The sequence below is a fragment of the Mesorhizobium kowhaii genome (genome assembly GCF_003253745.1).
GTDB classification, from domain to species: Bacteria; Pseudomonadota; Alphaproteobacteria; order Rhizobiales; family Rhizobiaceae; genus Mesorhizobium; species Mesorhizobium kowhaii.
Map to the genome: position 1 here is coordinate 24,101 of NZ_MZXV01000001.1, position 17,363 is coordinate 41,463.

Here is a 17,363-nt window from a genome sequence, read left to right on the forward strand (position 1 = left end):
CCTCAGCGGTTGAACATCTGGGCATTGGCGGCCTGATAGCCGGAGCCGGGGGTCAGGAAGCGGCGGCGCTGTTCGCGCCCCTGTTCGGCGGCGGCGGCCCGTTCCGCATCGGTCAAGGCTTGCGCGCGGCCGTTGGCGGCGACAACGGCAGTGAGGTCGGCGAGTTGCTGAGCCTGTAGCGCAAGGAGTTGGTTGCCGGCTTGCGTCGCCTGCAGCGCGCCTGTCGCTGATTGGCTCGAACTGACCAGCGCCGACATTTGCGTTCGATTGGTCTCGATGTTTCCAACGACGCCTGCCTGCACGCGCATGGCGTCCTGAAGACTGCCAACCGTGTTGCGCCAGCGCGAGCGCGCATCAGCAACGAGCGCTTCATCCGACGCGGAGAGCGAGACGTTGCCATATTTCTGCTGGAACATCTGGTCGACCTGTCGGACGTCGAAGGCGATGTTCTGCGCCTGGTTGAGGAGTTGCTGCGTGCGCTGCACCGATTGCTGCAACTGCTGCAGCGAAGAGAAGGGCAAGCTCGCGAGATTGCGGGCCTGGTTGATCAGCATCTGGGCCTGGTTTTGCAGCGAGGTGATCTGATTGGTGATCTGCTGGAGCGATCGCGCCGCCGTCAGCACATTCTGCGTGTAGTTCGATGGATCAAACACGATGAACGCATGCGCAGACGTCGACACCAATGGCGAGACCGCGAGGGGCGGAGCAAGCAAGGCGGCAGCGAGCACGAGGGCGCGCGAGCGGTAAAGACGGCGTTTCATGATTGAGGCTCCTTTTCGGCTTGGGGGATGAAGTTGGGAATGAGGTCAGCGGCCCAGCCTGCGTTTCGCGCGCGCAGCCAGGCCGCGAGGAAGTCGTCGCGGCCATGCTCCGCCACAACGCTGGCGATGAGCGCCTGGTCCGTCTTGGAAGATGCGGCGCAGAGCGCCAGGCCGATTTCCGATAGGCCGAGCTCAAAGAGGCGGTTGCCGCGCCGGGACTGGCAATAGTAGTCGCGCTTGGGGGTCGCGCGCGCCAGGATCTCTATCTGGCGGTCGTTGAGGCCGAAGCGGCGGTAGATGGCGGTGATCTGCGGCTCGATCGCGCGCTCGTTCGGCAAGAGCAGTCGGGTTGGACAACTCTCGATGATCGCCGGGGCGACTTCCGAGCCGTCAATGTCGGACAAGGACTGAGTAGCGAAGATGACGCTGGCGTTCTTCTTGCGCAGTGTCTTCAGCCACTCGCGCAGCTGGCCGGCGAAGCCCTCGTCGTCGAGCGCCAGCCAACCTTCATCGATGATGAGCAGCGTCGGCCGTCCGTCGAGGCGATCACCGATGCGATGAAACAGGTAGGTCAGGACGGCTGGCGCGGCCCCGGTTCCAACCAGGCCCTCGATCTCGAACGCCTGAACGGATGCCGCGCCAAGATGTTCGGCCTCGGCATCAAGCAACCGGCCATAAGGGCCACCGATGCAGTATGGCCGCAGGGCCCGTTTTAGATCGTTCGCCTGCAGCAGGACAGCCAGGCCGGTGATGGTGCGCTCCGCGACCGGTGCGGAGGCAAGCGATGTCAGCGCGGTCCAGATATGCTCCTTGACGTCAGGGGTGATGGGGATGCCCTCGCGGGCAAGGATCGCTACGATCCAGTCCGCCGCCCAGGCGCGCTCATAGGTGTCGTGGACGCGGGCGAGCGGCTGCAGGGAGACGGAGGCCTGCGCACCTTCGGTGAGTTCGCCGCCGAGATCGTGCCAGTCACCGCCCATGGACAGCGTGGCGGCGCGGATCGAGCCGCCGAAGTCGAAGGCGAAGACCTGCGAGCCTGGGTAGCGGCGGAATTGCAGGGCCATCAGCGCAAGCAGCACCGACTTGCCCGCGCCGGTGGGGCCGACGACGAGTGTGTGGCCGACATCACCGACGTGCAGGGACAACCGGAACGGGGTCGAGCCTTCGGTCTTGCCGTAAAGCAAGGGGGGGCTACCGAAATGCTCGTCCCGTTCCGGCCCCGCCCACATGGCAGAGAGGGGAATCATGTGGGCGAGATTGAGTGTGGAGATGGGCGGCTGGCGGACATTGGCGTAGGCATGTCCGGGCAATGAGCCCAACCAGGCGTCGACGGCGTTGACGGTTTCGATCATGGCCGTGAAGTCACGACCCTGGATGACTTTCTCGGCAAGACGCAGCTTCTCGTCTGCTGCTCGCGGATCGGCATCCCAGACCGCGATGGTGGCGGTGACGTAGGCCATGCCCGACATGTCGGCGCCGAGTTCCTGTAAGGCCAAGTCGGCGTCGGCCGCTTTGTTGGAGGCGTCCGTGTCCATCAGCACGGACGCCTCGTTGGTCATCACCTCCTTCAGGATCGCTGCGATGCTCTTGCGCTTGGCAAACCACTGGCGCCGGATTTTCGTCAGCAGCTTCGTGGCGTCGACCTTGTCGAGCAGGATCGCACGGGTCGACCAGCGGTAGGGAAAGGCCAACCGGTTCAGCTCGTCGAGCAGACCCGGCGTCGTCGCGGTAGGGAAACCGACAATGGTCAGGAGCCGAAGATGCTGGTCACCAAGGCGTGGCTCGAGCCCACCTGTCAGTGGCTCGTCGGTGAGCAGCGCATCGAGATAAACTGGCGTCTCCGGAACGTTTACGCGATGACGCTTTGTCGAGACAGTCGAGTGCAGGTAAGTCAGCGTCTCGCCGTCGTCGAGCGAACGACATTCCGGCATGAAGCCATCGAGCAGCGAGAGCACGCGCTCGGTGCGGTCGACAAAGGCGCGCAGGACCTCATGCGGATCGACGCCGGACCGTTCGCGTCCCTCGTAGAGCCACCCTTCCGTACGCGCGGCCTCCTCGGCTGGCGGCAGATAGAGGAAGGTGAGGAAATAGCTCGATACGAAATGGACACCTTCCTCCTCGAAGTCGGCCTTGCGTTCGGCGTCGACCAGGCCAGACGCCGGGTCGGGAAACTGGCTCTCGGGATAGGTCGCCGCCTCGTGCCGCTGCGCCTCGACGAAGATGCTCCAACCCGAGCCGAGGCGACGGAAGGCGTTGTTGATGCGCGCAGCGACCGCAACCAGCTCGGCCGCGACGGCGGAATCGAGATCTGGCCCGCGGAACTTTGCGGTGCGCTGGAAGCTCCCGTCCTTGTTGATCACAACGCCCGGTGCAACGAGGGCAACCCAAGGCAGATAGTCGGCCAGGCGGCTGGCGGTGCGACGAAATTCGGCAAGGTTCATCATGACCGCGTCCTCAAACTGACAGATGACCGGGGATGCGCAGATGCCGGCGGCCGACCTCGAAAAAGAGCGGATCGCGTTTCGCGGCCCAAACCGCCGTGACATGCCCGAGCGCCCAGATGGTGAGACCGACCAGCCACAGGCGCAGGCCGAGGCCGATCGCGCCGGCGAGTGTGCCGTTCAGGATCGCAATGGAGCGCGGCGCGCCGCCGAGCAGGATGTGCTCGGTCAGCGCCCTGTGAACGGGGACGACCCAGCCCGGCACCGTGTCGAGTTGTTCGAAAGCGGTTGCCATCAGATCAATGCTCCGCCGCCGAACGAAAAGAACGACAGGAAGAAGCTTGACGCCGCGAAGGCGATCGACAGACCAAAGACGATCTGGATCAGCCGCCGAAAGCCTCCCGAAGTATCGCCGAAGGCAAGCGTCAGGCCCGTCACGATGATGATGATGACGGCAATGATCTTGGAGACGGGGCCCTCGATCGACTGAAGGATTTTTTCCAGCGGCTGTTCCCACGGCATCGACGAGCCGGATGCATGGGCCGCCGGGGCAACGATAAGACTGACAACAAGGGTAGTGGCCGCTGCACCGATTTGGCGGTAGCCGCGTGAAAGGATGGGGATCATGAACTCTCTCCTATGTCGGTGGGGTTGGCCTGGATGATGCGATAGTCGCCGTCGGGCCCGAGACCTGCGACGCGCGCGAGTTCCGCCAGTCGCCGCGCCGAGCCGCGTCCGGCAAGCACCGCCACGAGGTCGATGGTTTCGGCAATCAGCGCACGCGGAACGGTGACGACGGCTTCCTGGATGAGTTGCTCGAGACGGCGCAGCGCGCCGATACCGGAGCCGGCATGGATGGTGCCGATGCCGCCGGGGTGACCTGTACCCCACGCTTTGAGCAGGTCGAGGGCCTCCGGCCCACGGACCTCGCCGATCGGGATGCGGTCGGGCCGCAGGCGCAGGGAGGAGCGAACCAGGTCAGAAAGCGTAGCGACGCCGTCCTTGGTCCGCATAGCGACAAGGTTGGGTGCCGCGCACTGAAGCTCGCGTGTGTCCTCGATGATGACGACGCGATCCGACCCTCTCGCGACCTCGGCCAGCAAGGCATTGGTGAGCGTCGTCTTGCCGGTAGATGTGCCGCCGGCGACGAGAATGTTGGCACGGCTGGCGACGGCGGCGCGCAGCGTCGCTGCCTGGTCGTCGCTCATGATGCCTGCCGCCACGTAGTCCTTGAGCGTGAAGACTGCGACGGCGGGCTTTCGGATTGCGAAAGCTGGCGCGGCGACGACGGGCGGCAGCAGCCCTTCGAAGCGCTCTCCGGTCTCTGGCAATTCCGCCGAGACGCGAGGCGAGCGACCGTGCACTTCAGCGCCGATATGATGGGCGACCAGGCGCACGATGCGCTCGCCATCGGCGGCTGAAAGCGTCTCCCCTGTCTCGGCCAGACCTTCCGCGAGCCGATCCACCCAGATCCGGCCGTCCGGGTTCAGCATCACTTCGACGATGGCCGGGTCATCCAGGAACCTGGTGATGGCGGGGCCAAGCGCGGTGCGCAGCATGCGCGAACTGCGCGCGCGGCCTTCCGTATTGTTTTGCGAGCTTGTCATCGTGTCCCCGTTTCGGTCGGGAACAGCCAGACGGTCCCCGGTTGGGGATGATCAAAAGAGCCAGAAAGCAGGCCGATTCAACAGCTTTCAGTTGTCGTCGTACCGTAGCGTGCAAATACAGGAGAACGGCGGTGCGCCGGCCCTCAGTGCTGCAGCGCAGGGGCTGGGGTATTCACAATACCATCCGAGGCCGCGACTCGCTCGTCGATGGAGGGGCGGATCGCGGCTTTGGCTTCTGCGGTGAGACTGCCGCAATGATCAGCGAAGGCATTGTGAGCCCGCAGGCCCGCCAGAGATGGCGTGATCACGTCCCTGGCTGCAGCGAGCATGCGGCATCATCGCTACGCATTGGGCTGGCGATGTCAGGCAGGAGTTGGCCGCAGCACCTAGATCGCTGCTATTGCCTTTGCGATCGTGACAAGGGGCAAGACCAGGGCCAGCGGCGCGTCATCAAGACGGGCCGCACCATAGCCCTCGTACCAGCGTGCTGCTTGGTCGCTTTTGGCGTCGATAAGCAAGGCAACGCCGCCGACTTCCTGCGCAACTGCCATACAGCGTTTCCCGGCGGCGAGCAGCAATCCGCCGCCGAGGCCGCGGCCTTGTACCGTGAGATCCACTGCAAGGCGACCCAGGCGAAAGACCGGTACGTCGTAGCGACCGAGGCCACGTCTGGCGACTGCAGGGGTCCGGGCGTAGTCGATTGAGGCGGGGCTGAGGGAATAGTATCCGAGGACGTGCGAAGGATCTTCCGCCACGCCGGCGACGAAGGTTTTGGCACCGCCGCTCTCGTGGTTTTGACGCGCAAAGCGCTGCAGATAGATATTGAGATCAGCGTCGCCACAATTGAAGGCGGCGCGGTCATGCTGTTTGCCGATCGGCGTTTCCTGCCAGACGATGGAGCTCACGCGAGAGTCTGACCGGCCTTGGCGGCACGGATAAGACGGTCGGTGGGTGCCGGCAGGTTTTCGAGCAGGTCGAGAACGCGCAGGCTGTCGCGTTCTGACAGTGCGAGATGTTCGGCACGTTCGATTGCAGCTTGGGCGTCACGCAGCGCGGAGCGCGTGACAAACTCAGTTAGGCCGACATTCGACAAAGCCGCTGCACGTGCGATCATGGCTTTTGCTTCGGGCGGAATCCGAACATCGATTCGACCGTTATCGCTGACATTGCGGGGCATAGCTATTCTCCTTTATCCCCAATATATGGTACGGATTCAATCCGTACAATATATTCCTTTCTCGATACTAGACCAGCATGCTTTGCCACCTGCGAATCCATCCCACCCGGGCCGATCTTCAAGCCACTCCTTGGATCTCGGTTTAAAGAGGCCTTGTCGAGCCGCACAGTCAGGACGGCGTTTTTTCGTCCCCCATCGGATTGATGTCCTCGGAAATCTCCTGCCGTAGTTTCGGCCCCTTCGCCAGTCGTCTCCCCAAGGCGGTGACGAAGGCTTCATAGCGTTCGGCCGCTTTGGCACGTGCGGCCTGGGCGGCGGGCTCTGGCAAGGCAGGCGTGGTCGCGAGCCAGAAGCGGACGAACACCGCCAGAGTCTCAACCGCGACGCCGATATCGCGCTCCTGCCGGGCCAGGCGGCGATCGACCTGGTCGAGGCGTTTGGCGATCGCCGCCTCGCGGCGCTCATCCGCATCCGGCGACAGGAACGAAGCGATCGCAGCTTCAGCAATCATCGACTGAGGTTGATCGCGCCGAGCCGCATAGTCCGAAAGCATCGTCATGATGGTCTGATCGAGATAGACAGAAATCTGCACTTTCTTCTTGCGGACTGTCATGGCGCCTACAGCTCCATGCCGTCATCAGGGTCGAGGGAAACCTGCCGCGCCACCCCCTGCATGAGGCGCGCCAGGCGCCGATTGCGGATGGCTTCTTCGTCGTCGCTATCGTCGACCGGATCGATCTCGAACTCATTATCGATCGGAGCCGTTTTGTCGACTGGTCGCGCACGATTGAGTTCGGGTTGCAGGCGTCGCTCTGATTCCGTTGGGTCACCATCCTCCTGCCGAGACGTGCCGGCCGTTTCGGTAAGCTCAGGGCGAGTCAGGATCGGCAGATGGCTCCAGTCGTCAAGATGGGCTTGTTCGGACCGGGCCAGATCAGGTGGCGACATGACGCGTTCACGGAAGCGGACATCCTCGTAGTAGCGCGCCTTCTTCGCCCTGATCGGCGACGTCCCCGACACCATGACGATCTCGTCGGTCGGTGGAAGCTGCATGATCTCGCCAGGGGTCAGCAGTTGGCGGGCTGTTTCCTGCCGCGACACCATGAGATGTCCAAGCCAAGGGGAGAGCCGGTGGCCGGCATAGTTCTTCATCGCCCGCATCTCGGTTGCGGTGCCTAGCGCGTCAGATACGCGTTTGGCGGTCCTTTCATCGTTCGTCGCGAAGCTGACACGAACATGACAGTTGTCGAGGATAGAATTGTTCGGACCGTACGCCTTCTCGATCTGGTTGAGCGACTGCGCAATGAGAAAGCTTTTCAGCCCGTAGCCGGCCATGAAGGCGAGCGCACTCTCGAAAAAGTCGAGGCGGCCGAGAGCCGGAAACTCGTCCAGCATCAGCAGCAGCCGGTGACGACCTGTCTTTGTATGCAGGTCCTCGGTCAGACGCCGTCCGATCTGATTGAGAATAAGGCGAATGAGCGGTTTGGTCCGATTGATGTCGGAAGGCGGCACGACGAGATAGAGCGTTGCCGGTCGCTTGCCGCCTACGATGTCGGCGATCCGCCAGTCGCAGCGCGTGGTCACCTCAGCGACAACGGGATCGCGGTAGAGGCCCAGGAAGGACATCGCGGTGGAGAGCACACCCGAACGCTCATTGTCGGACTTGTTCAGCAGTTCGCGCGCGGCACTGGCGATGACCGGGTGCGGGCCTGCCTCACCGAGGTGCGCCGTCTTCATCATTGCGGCCAATGTGGACTCGATCGGCCGCTTCGGATCGGAGAGGAACGCGGCGACGCCGGCCAGTGTCTTGTCCTTCTCGGCATAGAGGACATGCAGGATCGCGCCGACCAGCAGCGCGTGGCTGGTCTTTTCCCAGTGGTTCCGCTTCTCCAGACTCCCCTCCGGGTCGACGAGAATGTCCGCAATGTTCTGAACATCGCGGACTTCCCATTCGCCGCGGCGAACTTCCAGCAAGGGATTGTAGGCGGACGATTTCGAATTGGTCGGATCGAAGAGCAGAACGCGACCGTGCAGAGCGCGGAAGCCGGCTGTGAGCTGCCAGTTCTCGCCCTTGATGTCGTGGACTATCGCGGAGCCCGGCCAGGTAAACAGCGAAGGCACCACCAGGCCGACGCCCTTGCCGGATCGGGTCGGGGCAAAGCACAGCACATGCTCGGGCCCGTCGTGGCGGAGATAGTGGCGATCGTAGCGGCCGAGCACCACGCCATCGGTGCCGAGAAGACCAGCCGCCTCGACCTCCCGTCTATCGGCCCATCGCGCCGAACCGTAGGTTTGGACGTTCTTGACTTCCCGCGCCCGCCACACCGACATCCCGATCGCGACAATGATCGACAGGAAGCCTCCCGATACGGCAATCAATCCGCCTTTCACGAAGATACCCGGTGCATAGGCATCGTAGAAGTACCACCACCAGAACAAGGCGGGGGGATAGTAGACGGGCAGTCCGGCGATCTCGAACCAGGGCGTGCCGAGCCCCGTCTGGAAACCGAGTTTCCATGCGGTCCATTGCGTCGCCGCCCAGGTCGTCGACAGGACGATCAGGAAGACAGTGAGGATCTGACCCCAGAGAATTTTCGTAGCGGACATCGCAGGCTCCTATCTTGCGGTTCAGAGGCCAGGGCCTCTCTTGCGGCCGAAGCTCCAGTCGACACCTCCGGCGTCGCGCGCGATCCCGGAGACATGCCGGCCGAGATGCTTTTCGAGAGAGGGTGTCCACGGAACGAGCTGGAAACCGAGGCCGTCGTCGATCATGGCGAAACGGCCAGAGGCGAGCGTGAAACGCTGGCGATAGGTGCCGGCAACATAGCCTCCGCTGGCGACGCGGTTGAAAGGTTGTCCGGTGTCGGCCGCGAGCCTGTCGGCAACCATGTCCAGTTCCGTGCGGCGCAGCGTATCGAGCAGGTTACGGGCGAATACGATGCGCCTTCCCTGCCGCTCTGCCAGCCCTTGATTGACAAGGTGTTCGGCGCGGCGGTTTAAGGCGTCGCGGACCTCGGCGCCGAAGCCAGCCTCGGACAGAGCGGCAGGCTCGCGAGCGATTGCCTGGCGGTCGAGCCATGTCGCACCCGATGCCATAACCTGCTGATCCACGCCAAGATCGGAGCGCACCGCCAGCGCTGAGCGGCGGAGGCCGCGCGCATCATCGAATCCGCGCAGTTCGACTATCGATCCCACTGCGCTGTCGCCAGCCGCCTCCAGATTGGAAAGTTTGATGTGATGGGTGCGTCCATCGACGCCGTCGACCACTGCATAGGCCGTGCCACTCAGTTCGTCATCGAGCCCGCGTTCGATCAGCCGCCCGATAATGGGCGTATCAAGACTTTCCGCCGCCACAACGAAACCGGCTGAGCCGCGCTCGATGCCGTGCTCAGTCAGCGCGCGGTGCATGCGCTTGATGATGTCGCCACGCTCGCCGAGTTCGCGCAGCGTCGTCTCGGCCTTGTCGTCAATCACCCATTGGCCTGGCCCAATCTGATCGGCAAGACCAAGGGCTTCGAGCTTGCGCAGGCGGCCGACCTTCAGCGTGTGATACTCATCCGGTTGCCTGTGAGGACATGGAGCGAGATCGATGCCGGCGGTATCGCGACTGTCGCGAAGCAGCTGGCGGTCGAGCTGCGTCCAACGTTCGGACTGGATCTGGCTTTCGAGCGAGCGGCGGATGTCGAGATCGCTGCGCGGCCCCAGTTCCTGGGTGATCAGGTCGCGGGCTCGATCGCGCATACCTTCCTTGATGTAGTCGCGCGAGATGACCAGATCCTGGCCGTCGTCGCGAACCCCGCGAACGATCAGATGGACATGCGGATGCTCGGTGTTCCAGTGATCTACCGCGACCCAGTCGAGCCGTGTTCCGAGATCCTTCTCCATCTGCCCGGCCAGATCTCGGGTGAAGGATTTCAGGTCCGCCATTTCGAGGGCGTCGTCGGGCGAGACGATAAAGCGGAAATGATGCCGGTCGTCCTGCGTGCGTGCGGCGAAGGCCCCGCCATCGGCATTGTCCGTCCCCTGCCCGAAAAGTCGCGCCTTCTCTCCGTCCCGGGTCACGCCGTCGCGCCGCAGGTACATGAGATGGGCGCCAAGCGGGGTCGCGCGCGCAGAATGACGAACGACGCGGGCCTTGATGACCGCGCCCCGCGACCGCGAAGTGATGAAGCGGTTGGCCTGGATGCTGGCGCGCCGACCGTGTCCAAAGCGAGAGCGATTGCCGGCAACGATCCGGCCCGAGCGCGAGATCCCCCCGCCAGCTTTTTTCGCTGCGGCCAACGCCTGAGCGATGAAGGGGCGGGCCTGCTGGGTGCGGGTCGAGCGAATGCGGCCGGGCCGAATGCGAAACTCGCGCTCATCGGCCATGGCGCGATCCCACAATGTGGAAAAGAGAAAACAAATACAAAGGCTTGTACATTCCGCACACATTGCGACGGTGTCTTGCAATGTGCGGAACGCGCCAGAAAATCGAATAAGAACAACCACACAACCGACGCGCAATGTGCGCCCTTTTATCCTGCCATCCCTCGGTCGTGTTCGCTGCCTCCACCCCTTGCACCCGCCATTGCGCGCAAGAACCACCGTTGCTACGAAAAGCACCAAACCGGCTCATGGCTCAGTCCTGTCGTCCGCTTTGGCCACGAACAGGCCGGCCGAGCGAGGTGCGACGTTGGACGGATCGCGCACAGCCTGCGCTCTCGGCACGCCATCACGCGGGTCCTCGACAGGCGGGGAATCAGCTGCGGGCTTGCCTTGCGGCTGCACGACGAAGAGCGGTGCTTTCCTCCATCCCGATGACGCGGGTCGTGCCTGGCCGGTAGCTCTCGTCGCGGTGTCGCCGCCAATGGCGGATGAAACTGCTGTAACATAGGCGCGCGTTTCCCGAGGCAGCCGCCGCCCCTGTAACGATTCCTCGTAGCGCCCGGGGCCCGCATTATAAGCAGCAATCCACCCGGGCGATCCGTAGCGATCCAAGAGCTCGCGAATGTAGGCCGAGCCCGCTATGATGTTGTCGTGCGGATCGTAGGGGTCGCTGCCGAGCCCATACCGAATCCGCAATTCGGACCAGGTTTCCGGCACAATCTGCATCAGGCCCATGGCGCCTTTTCGGGAGGTGGCGCGTCGATCGCCGGCACTTTCCGCGACAAGGACGGCACGGATCCAGGCGAGCGGAAGCCGGAAGCGCCTCGCCGCTTCCGCGATATGGGCCTCGTAATTGCGCGCCGACGGTGTGCCGACCATCGGGCCCTGCGCCTGCGCAATCGCGGGAATGGCGCATGCGAGGCAGAGCCTGGCGAGCAGAACGCAAGCATTGCGCCGACCCACGCGAAGCAACGCGGACGGAGCCAAATGGTTCGGTGACCGACGGCGCGCGGACATGGCTCAATTCTTCTCGGTGCGGTCGCGTTGACGCGACCACTGCAGCGACCAGGACGTCTTGTCGTCACCGTTCTGGAACAGATTGGCGCGGATGGGCCGCGTGAAGGTCGGGTCGTCTATCTGAAGCGATACGAACTCGCCGGCCTTTTCACCGGAGCGTTTCCACGCGGCTCCAATCGCGGGGCCGTCTTCGCTGCCGGCGTGCACGCGAAAGTCGGGCGCGTTTTCCGTATCGCTCGCATTGGCCTCGACGATTGCGATGTCGAGGTCGAGGCTGAGTGTCCTGATGCGCCCGAAGTAGCCGGTTTGATTGCGCATGAATTGTCCAATCTGTGGCATGTCCTGTCTCCTTTCGCGAATGATCGGCGGTGATGTTGGGACGGCATGAGAGGGGCCGCCGGTGGCACGCTCACCGCGCTTGCGCGCGCCATTGAAAGCGGCCGTCGCCTTGCTCGTCGGTCCACAGCGGGACGGCGCGGCCAATGATGTGATCGGTTGAAACGAGGCCGAAGTAGCGGCCGTCGAGGCTGTCCCGGACCTGCCTATTCATGAGGAAAGCGGCCCCGACAGGAACAGGTCGACAGCCCTGCCAGCTCGGCAGATCGCGGCCGGCGCGATCTCGATCAAGCGCAGCACCAACTTCATGGCCATCGACAGAAATAGCGAGCTTGTTGCGGCACACCGTCTGACCAGAAACCGCAAGGATGCGTTTGAGCAGCAACACGCCTTTCGGCAGATAAGCCCGCTCGGCAAGAAATGTTGCCAGCGGTGCCGGCGGCCGGACGGCGACAAGGTCGCCCGCCAAAAATTTGCCGTCGCTTTCAATCCCGTAGAGGCCGATCGGAACACTGGCCGAAGCATTCCAGGCGAACTTCGGCGGCAGGGCGGTGAGACCTGGAAGGAGCACACCTGTGCTGGCCAGTGCCATCGCAAGGACGATTGCTGACCGCGTCATGGCTGCACCCGCCGCCGCAACAGGTAGGCGCAATGCAGGTCGAGCGTATAGGCTCGAGGCTCCTGACCGGCCGTCACCCGGTGGTGGACGTGCCGCCAATGCTCGGGCGAGACTGCTTCGGGATCAATTCCGAGACGTTCGATGGCGTCCATTATCGCCAGCACACGCTCGACACTCCCCCAACCTTGCACTGTAAGCAGGATGTTGCCACCGGGGCGCACGAAAGGCAGCGTCTGGTAGGTCTGGCCCGAGTCGATGGTGTGCACGATATCGAGGCGCGAAATGATCGTGCCGAAGTCATTCGAGGCCCAGCGCACGAAAGCAAAGACAGCGCCCGGTCGAAACCAAAGGACACGCCGGTGTCGATCGAGGATCTCCTCTCGATCGACCGAGCCGAAGCGAATCCAGAACTCGGTTTTCTTCGCGATCCATGTCAACTCGACACGGGTAAGGCTGTCGCTCTGCAACGCGCCGCGCGAAGACCCGGCTGAACCCAAGGCCGTGGTATCGGTCATCATCTGTTTCCTGCTCTTGTCGGCATTCAGTCGAGTCGGAGGGTAAAAACTGATCCATTGCGTGATCCGCCCGCGTCTTCTTGCCGGATCGGCAGCTTAACGTCCGGGCCGTCCAGGCTGCGTCGGCGGCACCGGCAAATGGCGCTTGGCGGGAAGCACGGAGCCGCGCGGATCCGAAGTCGAAGTCACCGTCCCGCGCTCGGCCCAGGCCTGCAGATCGTCAACGGCATAGACGACACGGCCGCCCAGCTTGCGGTAGGCGGGACCGGTGCCGTAGGTGCGATGCTTCTCGAGCGTGCGCGACGACAGGCTGAGGAACTCGGCAGCTTCCTTGGTGCGAAGAAAGCGCGGCGGCAAAACGGCTAGATCTGGTCTCATGGATGGGGCCTCCGTGGGGCTAAAGGGAACCGCTGGCGCTCAGCGGCGGACGGCGATCACGGTGGCGGAAAGGCGGCTTCGCAGAGGATGGGGAAGATTGGGGGGCGTAATATTTCCACCCCGAGCGCTAGGGCCGCCTGCGGTGCCGCAGGAGTTGCAGATAGCCGCCGCCGATCATGGCTGAACCGCCTTTGACGAGACCAATCACGGTGTCGCGCAGGGACGAGGTCTTCCATGGATTGGTGCCAACACGGTCTATCCCGTAGAAAGCGGTCGCGATCTCGCGGTAGCTGGCGCCGTTCTTGCGGCCATCGGCGGCCTGCATCATCAGGCGCAGGCGGCGCCGTTGCTGAATTGTGATGCGCGTATCCGGCGGTACAGGCCGCTTGTGATAGCCACGCCAGAATCGGACGAGAGCCTCGACGCGCCCAAGCATTTGAGAATCCAGCGGTATCAAGGCTGCCAGGGAACGGGTCTCGTCGCTGCCAGGAAGGAGGAGAAACTGTGTGGCCATTCCCTTGTCATGGACAGCATAAGATCCTTGCGGACTCTCACGATGCCTGCCGAATCCCTCGATTGCCGCAGAACGCTCCAATGAAAGGTAATCCGGAGACGAGGTGAGAGTCAGCACCGCAGGATCGACCAGAGGCGACCAGAAAACCTCTTGCGACAAGGCTGACAAGTCAGGCCGAGCCGGGAAATCGCAACCCCCAGTGTTCTTGTTCTTCCGCCGGGAATGGTTGCCTCTCAGCTCCAGAAACAACGAGAGCCAGATAGTGCCGCTGATAAGAAACTGAGCGGCGCAAACATTCCCAGGCGAGACCCTCGATTGGCAAGGTGTCGAAGAAGTCGTAGCTGTTATTGTCCCGCCAACGCGAGGTGTTCAGCTTCATCGTTCGGCTCCTCACGAAAACGACAAGTGGTGCTCGAATCGATTCCGGACTGCAGCGGTTGGCGAAAGCTCCTGAGGAGGCATCGCGTGATGCGTTTTCGGCATCGCTGGCGGGGCAATGTTCACTAGGGGTCATTCCGGCGCAGAAGATGGCGGTAGCCGGTGCGCGTCATCCAGCGTGCCCGCGTCAGGTGGCTATCATGGACGCGTCGGGCACGCTGGGGCTCCTTTGTTGGATCAATCCCGAAGAGGACCTTGACCACCTCGCGCCAATCGGCGCCGTCGGCGTCGGCGTCAAACAAACGCATGTAGAGCTTGACGTGCGTGCGATCATAGTCAGTGAACTCGTCCCCGGTCGGCGCGGTTTCGTCAAAAGGCTCAATCATGGTCTGCCCTCCGTTCGCCACAAGCCCAAACGTAAAGCGCAACTCTTAAAGGCGGAATGCCGCCAGTGGAGGAGGCTAAGCGAGCACTACGCGATGCTGTCTCGGCATCGTCGGTCCAATCGCCTTGCAATGCGCCAAATCCTCTCCCGATACCCGCACCAGCAACTAGCATCCAGGCCGATACAGACGTTGGGTAGTTGGAGAGTCGGCAAACCGGTGTGCTGATTCAGCAAACCATGATCTGAACGCTCAGGCAGATAGCCGTTCGCCGTCATCCAGCGGGCACGGCAGCCGCTCCTCGTCATAGCCGGTCAGGATCGGGGCATCCGGCGCAACGTCAGCGACATCGGGATCGAGGAGTGGTTTAAGCACGGCACACCAAAAGTCGTGGAAGCACAAGTGGCTGCATTCACCAGATAACCGGATTTTCTGGTTATTTGGATTTCCATTTAATTGATCTGCCCAAGGGCGAAATCAGACCTCTGAAATCCAAACGAATCTCTTGTTGCCGTGCTCAATTGACAGCAGTCGCATCGCGAGCCGGGCAGAGCCCGGCGAGCGGCCGCCGTGTTTCAAACAGGCGCACGCGCCGACCCCGATGATCTGGTCGCTAGATATTGTTGTGCTATGACGGTCTCGTTGATACGGCGGACCTGATAGGCCGCGCGGCGAGATGTTCGCTGCGCGGCCTTTCGTTTCCTCATGCCGCCTTTTCCAACAAGGCCTTCGCCCTGCCTTCGAGCTCCAGTCGGCTATCCTGATGCGCCTTGGTGCGGGCATGCGCGGTCATGCCCTGCACGAAATCAAAGATGCTTTCGGGCGGCCGGCCTTCCTCCTGCAACACAGTCTCGATAATCTTCCCCGTTTCGCTCTTGGAAAACCCGCGCTTGCGCAGGAAGCTTTCGCGGTCTTCGTCGCTACGGGCGACGATCTTCTCACGCGCGGCCTTGATGCCGGCGATGAACGGCGCGGGGCTTGAGTTCGCAAAGCTCGTCAAAGCGGGCGCTGCCTCATGAGCAAAACGAAGTGCTGCAAACTTCGAATGCCGGATCGTGATTTCCTCGAAGCCCTCGACGCCCCAAAGATTCCGGTTCATGCAAACAGCGCGGAGATAGAAACTCGCAATGCCCAGCGTCTTGCTGCCGACTTCCGAATTCCAGCAATAGAAACCCCGGAAATACAAATCCGGTTCTCCATTTGGGAGCCGTCCGGCTTCGATTGGATGTGTGTCGTCCACCAGAAACAGAAACACGTCGCGGTCGCTGGCGTAAAGCGTGGTGGTGTCCTTGGTCACGTCCACGAATGGATTGTGGGTCATGGTCGCCCAGTCGAGAACGCCCGGCACCTTCCACATGGTGTCGCCGGTTCCGTTACCCGCTATCTTCATGACGGCGGCGACAAGCTCATGATCCCAGATGCGGCCATAGTCCGGACCAGTGACGGCGCGAAGCTCAACGCGTCCGTCTTCCGTCTCAAGGGTCTTCATCAACTCCGCCCGATGGCTCAAAAGGCCATGCTGCAAATTGATGCCTGCCAGAGGCGCAGGAAGCTGGCGCATGTAGGTTGCCGGTGCGCTGACAAGACTGCAAAGCCGGCCAAAACTCCAATGCGTGGGCGCAATCGGTTGCTCCTGCCCGGGGACGATAAGCGAAAACCGCTTTGCATTGTCGCGGGTAGCTTCGACGCGAACCGCACGGCTCTCGACGGTGCGGGCGGTAGCGTGGTCCGCTCTCTGCTTCACGGCATCAAAAAGCTCGGTGAGGCTCAAATAGCGCTCGTCATCGGGACGCGAAAACCATTCCGAGGAAACCCGTGCGATCCTCTCGCCGCGCGAGATATCCACGCGAAAGCCGCTGGAAATCGCGTGCTGCTGGGTGCTGTTCTCGCTGTTGATGATGGTGGTCATGTTCATTGTGTTCACTCCTTTTCCGTCATTGCCGAAGGCATGTCCCCCCGCATGCCTTCCGGGGGCGCGTGAGCGCGCGGGAGTGATGGGGGCCAATGTCGGCGCGCGGAGCCGGGCTGCACGGTCGAGCGGGGCGGATTGAGATTGGTGGCCCCTGTTGCTGCAGTCGGCCGCTTTGCGAGCCGGCGGCCCTGCTCTGCACAGGCGGCAATGGCGGGGAAGCGAGGGGAAGTCCCTCGCTTCCCAACGGATCGACAAGGTTATCCGCAGTCGATCAGAACGATGAAAGCGAAGCTTACTCTTATAATGTTGGAACGAGATGTGGATTTTACACAGAAAAGCACTATTTGTCGTCGGCGGCATGGGGAATCAAACTCGCTAAATGCGTCCGATACAATAAGAGGAAAACTGTATGACCACTGCTCCCGAACAACTCAGCCAATCGGATACCGTGTCGATAGCGGCCGACATTGTCGCCGCCTATGTGTCGAACAATCCACTGCCGGTCGGCGAATTGCCGAAACTGATCGGCGATATTCATGCTGCTCTGAAAGGGCTCGGCACGCCGGTGACGGAACCTGTGGTCAAGCAGGAACCGGCAGTCTCGATCAGGAAGTCGGTGACGCCAGACTTCATCATCTGTCTGGAAGACGGAAAACAATTCAAATCGCTGAAACGGCATATCGGAGTCCACTATAATCTGAGCCCCGACGAGTACCGGCAGAAATGGAACCTTCCGAAGGACTATCCGATGGTAGCGCCAAACTATGCGGCCACCCGTTCGGCCCTGGCGAAATCAATAGGGCTCGGGCGCAAGGCGGCTGCGCCCACTCCTGCCGCGGCGGAAAAACCAAAACGGGCTGCTCGTGCGGCAGCAGCGACGACGACTGCGGCAGCCATCAAGTCGCCGCTGAAGAAGACGCGCAAGGCACCAGCCAAAGCCTAGCGCGCTGCGCCTGGCGG

The 17,363-nt window shown here is 62.5% G+C and carries 21 protein-coding genes; 1 reads left to right on the forward strand and 20 read right to left on the reverse strand.

Annotated elements, in window-relative coordinates; genetic code table 11:
• Nucleotides 1-2: 2 nt before the first annotated feature.
• From trbJ to B5V02_RS00240, 20 genes are all read right to left on the reverse strand, one after another.
• A complete protein-coding gene (trbJ, locus tag B5V02_RS00140) occupies nucleotides 3-761 on the reverse strand; it encodes a P-type conjugative transfer protein TrbJ (protein WP_111542269.1) in 759 nt (252 codons plus the stop codon).
• On the reverse strand, nucleotides 758-3,205 hold the full coding sequence (gene trbE, locus B5V02_RS00145; RefSeq protein ID WP_111542270.1) for a conjugal transfer protein TrbE: 2,448 nt from the start codon (nucleotides 3,203-3,205) through the stop codon (nucleotides 758-760). Before trbE ends, trbJ begins: the two co-directional genes overlap by 4 nt.
• A gap of 10 nt (nucleotides 3,206-3,215) precedes the next feature.
• Nucleotides 3,216-3,497: a VirB3 family type IV secretion system protein gene (locus tag B5V02_RS00150; protein WP_111542271.1), complete on the reverse strand. Its 282-nt coding sequence runs from the start codon at nucleotides 3,495-3,497 to the stop codon at nucleotides 3,216-3,218.
• The gene (locus B5V02_RS00155; RefSeq protein ID WP_111542272.1) at nucleotides 3,497-3,829 is read right to left on the reverse strand and encodes a TrbC/VirB2 family type IV secretion system protein; all 333 of its coding nucleotides are present in this window, start codon (nucleotides 3,827-3,829) and stop codon (nucleotides 3,497-3,499) included. The genes B5V02_RS00150 and B5V02_RS00155 overlap by 1 nt, the downstream gene beginning before the upstream one ends.
• A complete protein-coding gene (trbB, locus tag B5V02_RS00160; RefSeq protein ID WP_111542273.1) occupies nucleotides 3,826-4,809 on the reverse strand; it encodes a P-type conjugative transfer ATPase TrbB in 984 nt (327 codons plus the stop codon). Before trbB ends, B5V02_RS00155 begins: the two co-directional genes overlap by 4 nt.
• 386 nt (nucleotides 4,810-5,195) lie before the next feature.
• Nucleotides 5,196-5,714 (reverse strand): GNAT family N-acetyltransferase, encoded by a 519-nt coding sequence (locus B5V02_RS00170; protein ID WP_111542275.1) that lies wholly within the window; start codon nucleotides 5,712-5,714, stop codon nucleotides 5,196-5,198.
• Nucleotides 5,711-5,986 carry a type II toxin-antitoxin system TacA family antitoxin gene (locus tag B5V02_RS00175; protein ID WP_111542276.1) on the reverse strand — a complete coding sequence of 92 codons (276 nt, stop codon included), beginning with the start codon at nucleotides 5,984-5,986 and terminating at the stop codon, nucleotides 5,711-5,713. The genes B5V02_RS00170 and B5V02_RS00175 overlap by 4 nt, the downstream gene beginning before the upstream one ends.
• A 169-nt stretch (nucleotides 5,987-6,155) precedes the next feature.
• Nucleotides 6,156-6,599: a CopG family transcriptional regulator gene (locus B5V02_RS00180; RefSeq protein ID WP_111542277.1), complete on the reverse strand. Its 444-nt coding sequence runs from the start codon at nucleotides 6,597-6,599 to the stop codon at nucleotides 6,156-6,158.
• A 5-nt stretch (nucleotides 6,600-6,604) separates the two neighbouring features.
• Nucleotides 6,605-8,593, reverse strand: a complete 1,989-nt coding sequence (locus tag B5V02_RS00185; RefSeq protein WP_111542278.1) for a conjugal transfer protein TraG — start codon at nucleotides 8,591-8,593, stop codon at nucleotides 6,605-6,607.
• Nucleotides 8,594-8,614: 21 nt separating this feature from the next.
• Nucleotides 8,615-10,354: a relaxase/mobilization nuclease domain-containing protein gene (locus tag B5V02_RS00190; RefSeq protein ID WP_111542279.1), complete on the reverse strand. Its 1,740-nt coding sequence runs from the start codon at nucleotides 10,352-10,354 to the stop codon at nucleotides 8,615-8,617.
• Between the two features lie 243 nt (nucleotides 10,355-10,597).
• A complete protein-coding gene (locus B5V02_RS00195) occupies nucleotides 10,598-11,368 on the reverse strand; it encodes a lytic transglycosylase domain-containing protein (RefSeq protein ID WP_111542280.1) in 771 nt (256 codons plus the stop codon).
• 3 nt (nucleotides 11,369-11,371) lie between these two features.
• Entirely contained in the window at nucleotides 11,372-11,707 is a 336-nt protein-coding gene (locus tag B5V02_RS00200; RefSeq protein ID WP_111542281.1) for a DUF736 domain-containing protein, read from the reverse strand.
• A gap of 70 nt (nucleotides 11,708-11,777) precedes the next feature.
• The gene (locus B5V02_RS00205; RefSeq protein WP_111542282.1) at nucleotides 11,778-12,323 is read right to left on the reverse strand and encodes a S26 family signal peptidase; all 546 of its coding nucleotides are present in this window, start codon (nucleotides 12,321-12,323) and stop codon (nucleotides 11,778-11,780) included.
• Nucleotides 12,320-12,838, reverse strand: a complete 519-nt coding sequence (locus tag B5V02_RS00210; RefSeq protein ID WP_245445552.1) for a DUF2840 domain-containing protein — start codon at nucleotides 12,836-12,838, stop codon at nucleotides 12,320-12,322. Before B5V02_RS00210 ends, B5V02_RS00205 begins: the two co-directional genes overlap by 4 nt.
• A 96-nt stretch (nucleotides 12,839-12,934) precedes the next feature.
• Entirely contained in the window at nucleotides 12,935-13,216 is a 282-nt protein-coding gene (locus B5V02_RS00215) for a helix-turn-helix transcriptional regulator (protein WP_111542284.1), read from the reverse strand.
• Nucleotides 13,217-13,343: 127 nt separating this feature from the next.
• The gene (locus B5V02_RS00220) at nucleotides 13,344-13,730 is read right to left on the reverse strand and encodes a DUF2285 domain-containing protein (RefSeq protein ID WP_342633840.1); all 387 of its coding nucleotides are present in this window, start codon (nucleotides 13,728-13,730) and stop codon (nucleotides 13,344-13,346) included.
• Nucleotides 13,731-13,899: 169 nt separating this feature from the next.
• Nucleotides 13,900-14,109, reverse strand: coding sequence for a transcriptional regulator domain-containing protein (locus tag B5V02_RS00225; protein WP_111542285.1), 210 nt, complete (start codon nucleotides 14,107-14,109; stop codon nucleotides 13,900-13,902).
• Nucleotides 14,110-14,233: 124 nt separating this feature from the next.
• Entirely contained in the window at nucleotides 14,234-14,494 is a 261-nt protein-coding gene (locus B5V02_RS00230) for a DNA -binding domain-containing protein (RefSeq protein ID WP_111542286.1), read from the reverse strand.
• A gap of 249 nt (nucleotides 14,495-14,743) precedes the next feature.
• Nucleotides 14,744-14,866 (reverse strand): hypothetical protein, encoded by a 123-nt coding sequence (locus tag B5V02_RS42170; protein ID WP_281004875.1) that lies wholly within the window; start codon nucleotides 14,864-14,866, stop codon nucleotides 14,744-14,746.
• Between the two features lie 328 nt (nucleotides 14,867-15,194).
• On the reverse strand, nucleotides 15,195-16,400 hold the full coding sequence (locus B5V02_RS00240) for a DUF932 domain-containing protein (protein ID WP_208647014.1): 1,206 nt from the start codon (nucleotides 16,398-16,400) through the stop codon (nucleotides 15,195-15,197).
• A gap of 412 nt (nucleotides 16,401-16,812) precedes the next feature.
• Between B5V02_RS00240 and B5V02_RS00245 the strand changes: the two genes are divergently transcribed.
• Nucleotides 16,813-17,346, forward strand: coding sequence for a Ros/MucR family transcriptional regulator (locus tag B5V02_RS00245; protein ID WP_111542288.1), 534 nt, complete (start codon nucleotides 16,813-16,815; stop codon nucleotides 17,344-17,346).
• Nucleotides 17,347-17,363 lie beyond the last annotated feature (17 nt).